General features: G+C 46.5%; 7 protein-coding genes. All 7 read right to left on the bottom strand.

All coding sequences use genetic code 11. The annotated features are described in order from the left end of the window. Window positions 1–6: 6 nt before the first annotated feature. Window positions 7–456 carry an HNH endonuclease gene (locus ACOT0L_RS23730; protein ID WP_000241453.1) on the bottom strand — a complete coding sequence of 150 codons (450 nt, stop codon included), beginning with the start codon at window positions 454–456 and terminating at the stop codon, window positions 7–9. Between the two features lie 54 nt (window positions 457–510). Further along, a complete protein-coding gene (locus tag ACOT0L_RS23725) occupies window positions 511–705 on the bottom strand; it encodes a hypothetical protein (protein WP_000159617.1) in 195 nt (64 codons plus the stop codon). After that, window positions 702–1,013: a hypothetical protein gene (locus tag ACOT0L_RS23720; protein ID WP_000172888.1), complete on the bottom strand. Its 312-nt coding sequence runs from the start codon at window positions 1,011–1,013 to the stop codon at window positions 702–704. The genes ACOT0L_RS23725 and ACOT0L_RS23720 overlap by 4 nt, the downstream gene beginning before the upstream one ends. Before the next feature lie 62 nt (window positions 1,014–1,075). Continuing rightward, window positions 1,076–1,315 (bottom strand): hypothetical protein, encoded by a 240-nt coding sequence (locus tag ACOT0L_RS23715; RefSeq protein WP_001180999.1) that lies wholly within the window; start codon window positions 1,313–1,315, stop codon window positions 1,076–1,078. A gap of 249 nt (window positions 1,316–1,564) precedes the next feature. Continuing rightward, complete coding sequence (locus ACOT0L_RS23710; RefSeq protein ID WP_022646499.1) at window positions 1,565–2,977, bottom strand: hypothetical protein; 1,413 nt, start codon at window positions 2,975–2,977, stop codon at window positions 1,565–1,567. A gap of 153 nt (window positions 2,978–3,130) precedes the next feature. After that, the gene (locus ACOT0L_RS23705; protein ID WP_000140246.1) at window positions 3,131–3,460 is read right to left on the bottom strand and encodes a hypothetical protein; all 330 of its coding nucleotides are present in this window, start codon (window positions 3,458–3,460) and stop codon (window positions 3,131–3,133) included. Window positions 3,461–3,576: 116 nt separating this feature from the next. Then, on the bottom strand, window positions 3,577–3,909 hold a 333-nt coding region (locus ACOT0L_RS23700), incomplete at its 5' end, for an IS5/IS1182 family transposase (RefSeq protein WP_004152958.1).

Here is a 3,909-nt window from a genome sequence, read left to right as displayed (position 1 = left end):
GCTCCATCAGCAAAAGGGGATGATAAGTTTATCACCACCGACTATTTGCAACAGTGCCATTTCTTTTCTCATTCCTTCAACACTAAAAGCTCCTTTAAAAAGGTTGCAGGGGGCGCATGATGGAAATAAGTTTTCTATAGCATGCAGTTCAGGGTGCATAACCTTACCCGTACTTCGGGCAACATGAGTTACGCCGCTGCCGACAGGGGCTCTCACCAGTTCAAAGTCGCGTCGAACAGGCTCAACATGATCGGCATGCCACCCTTTTTCAGGAAGCTTGCAACCACAATAGGCACAACGCCCCCCAAATTTCATTCGCAGCTCAGCTCGCTGTATTTTAGAGATCTTATTTTTAGGTTTTGAGAACCTACCATCAGGTGATTCAGCTTTGGATAACTTTGCTGAGGGCTCAGGTAATTCAACTAAATTCCCGTTGATATTTATCACCTTGACCATATCATTTTCCGCCTTTACTAAGCTCACGGGCACAGGAACTGGCTTAAGTAACCGCTAAAGATAACAGCCACTGACTGCATCTACCCAGACCTTCTGTTTATACTCAATAGGCCACCCCTCTTTATCTGCCCGGATGACGCAATCATTTACCGTGGTGCGTGACCGGATACGAACATCAAGCGGAAGCGAATCGTTATCCACACGAGCCTGTGCCTCATTTAAAATGCGTAAAAACATCTCTTTGGTCATTCAGATACCCCCTCAACTTTGCGAATTTTGATCAGATGAGGGCGACTCAGTTTACAAAGTTGTTCTGTCGCTTCATCAATCGAATTGAACCGATGAGCCTCTTCGATATTTAAAGTCCAGTATTTCGCTTTCCCTTCTCCCAGATCGGACTCAAAATAATTTCGCTTTACATCCATTTTTTTAGGCCTGCCATTTATCTTGACGACATTATGTCTGTCATCAAAAAGAAATTCGTCCCCCTCAAAAGTGATTAATACAAATGGCCCCTCAGGCTTGGAAGTCCGGGAACTTTCCATTTTCAAAGTCATACTTCAGCCTCTCGATAGAACTCATGAAACGTCAAATTAAAATGGACTCACACCACACTGATTCAGTATTCCTCCTGAACCCCATTAGGCTCTGTTGTGATTTCATATTTAATTCCGCCAGGTGCTCCCACAGCGTCCGCGACCGACTCACACAGCAGCGAGAGATCGTTGAGGGTCATTGGGTGTTCAATGTCCAGCGTGAAGAGTTTCCCGGCTTGCTTGGCGGCTGTCTTGTCAGCATGTTCGGCATTAAAAAGGTATACGGTGTGTTTTTCCTGAGCGGGTGTATTTTGATTTTGCATTGATGATCCTTTTGTTTAGTTCCCCGATTCCGGGGGTGAGTGAATTAATTTAAATTTATATTCGTCTGGTTTAATTAGAACGTTTCCACGCTATGCGTAAACAGGTAATGCAAGGGCTGTATCAACAGGATTAAAGTTACTTTTCTGGATGCAGCAACGCTTGGACATGATGTCCACATTACATCACGATCAAAGCTAAGTTTTTTTTGTATAACCCCTCCATTTTCGTGTGTTTCGCGTTTCAGACGCTTATACGACCTGCTTGACCATCCTCATCAGAAGGCGGTTTAACAGTCCTTTCGCTGTCGGGCGATTGCTATCGACATAGTAAAAACCTGTTTTGGTCGTACCGTGAGCACTGCTCAGCACCCTCAGTTCCCAGATAACGTCACGGATAACGCCGCCATTTTCTGGCTTAAGGCATTCAGATAAATGGCGCATGAAACGAGCTCTTACGGCACGGTAATAGCGGAACTCCTCTGGCTGGTTAGTATTTTCTTTCACCCGGAGTCGCTGGTTACACAGAGTTAGAACTGCATCCATCATTCCCGCCTTCAGCTTCGCCTGGATCGCACCTTGTTGCTGTTCCCTCTCACCTTCGAGTAACGTTAAAATTCTTTCTCCGAGTGCCGTCTTGTTGTGTACGTGCAACTGAACACAGGCAGCTACGCATGCCCAGAATCTGAACTTTTTTATCTGTCCACGCAATTTCCGGGCTACAACCTGACGGTATGCAGAATCACTGAGTATTTTAAAACGCCGACTGGCAACCAGCTCTGGAAGCGACACTCTGTCGCCTATCCCCAGGCGGGAAAAGGTTTGTCCCCGCTGTGCGAGACGATGATAGACAGCGCCCTTGCCTTTTGAAATTCGGACCGCGCCATAACGAAGAAGATACTGAGCAGCAGTCGTTGGAGTAAACTCACCGTCAGCGATGCGCTGGCGTAACCCGTCGTATTCATGCCAGATAATCCAGGACGCCGTATCTTCTTCAACAGTCAGCTCATCCTCTTCCTCGAATGCCACGACGACAGAACTGCTCTCTCCGGTCTTTAGGCTACGTGAAGCCCTGGGGTCAGCCTGCCCGTCAAAATAGGTCATCAGCGGCAACGTATCAGTCAGTCCATCATAAGCTGTACCGAACCGGCCTCCGGGCAGTTTCATCCAGAGTGGAGCTGGCATTGGTGTACGGGGCACAGGCTGCATGTCAGGCTCATCCTCAAGAAGGTCCAGATCGGCCTCTTCCCAGACCCTGCGATAGATCTCAATTGCCCGAAACGGGCGAGGGTTGAAACAGTGCAACGACCAGAGGAAATCAACGTGGATCACGTTTGCTTCCTGTACAAGCCGAAATTGTGGCTCAGCCATACGACGGTTATAAGCCGTATCGTCAACCTCGCCGGAAAGTAGCTTTCTGCGATGCTCTGCCGCACGTCTTGCTTCAACATAATCAAGGCTGCAACAGGCATGAAAAAGACGTTCAGTCAGGGACGAAGAAAAGATATTGGGTTGAAGACGCACATATCCGCCTTCGAACACTTTACGACCGATATAATCCCGCAGGCTCCAGTCGTACTGGATCTTAGAAAGAAATCGCTGAAGACGACTCAGGCCAGCCTGATAACCGTATTTCTCCGGGTCAGTTCGAAGGAGCGTTTCCATTGAATGGTCAACCCCTACTGCTGTGCAAAATGAGCACCCTATAATTCTGATCATTTAGAAATTTTTTTGCGTTTAAAATCAATGAATTGAAAGATTTCATTTTTCTAAGTCTGATAAAACAGATGAAAACCCAACTGACTATACTCATAAAACTCAATCTTTGCGCTGCTGTACGATACCAGTAATTACAGGTGCCGAGTTTAACATCATGAAAAGTAGCCCAATAATGAATGACGCAACGCCAGCTGCGGTGCCTAACTTCTGACTGAACACCATTGAAACAAAGTACATATTTGGGATAAAAACGGACATAGCAATCACGAAAAGTAACTTATTCAGATAATTATTTATTCGGGTCTTAACCTCAACTCTATCATAAAAAGCCATCGAAACGTAAGCAGTTATCAGTGAATAAAAAGACCATGTCATATAGTTAACCGATTCATTAAATGCCTCTCGCAAAAGCAAAGCACTTTCTGTCATTCCCTACCTCATTAAATCAATAGAAAATAAATCTGAATAATTTATTTTTAAAAGAAAAGAGGCTTTGTTGAATAAATCAGATTTCGGGTAAGTCTCCCCCGTAGCGGGTTGTGTTTTCAGGCAATACGCACGCTTTCAGGCATACCTGCTTTCGTCATTTTGTTCAGCGCTCGTACCAGGGCCATAGCCTCCGCAACCTGACCATCGTAGTCACGCAGCGTCAGTGAACCCCCGAACAGCTGTTTTACCCGGTACATCGCCGTTTCCGCTATCGAGCGACGATTGTAATCTGTTGTCCATTTCCACCGCGCATTACTCCCGGTCAGCCGCTGATTCGCAACAGCACGGTTACGGTCTGCATATTCACCGGGCCAGTAACCCGCACCTTTTCGGGGCGGGATAAGCGCGCTGATTTTCTTACGCCGCAGTTCATCGTGACATAGCCGGGT

This window comes from Enterobacter cloacae complex sp. XAL002 (assembly GCF_049236805.1).
GTDB classification, from domain to species: Bacteria; Pseudomonadota; Gammaproteobacteria; order Enterobacterales; family Enterobacteriaceae; genus Enterobacter; species Enterobacter intestinihominis.
Note: the sequence above shows the minus strand (reverse complement) of the source record. Positions and strands in the feature narration are given on the sequence as shown.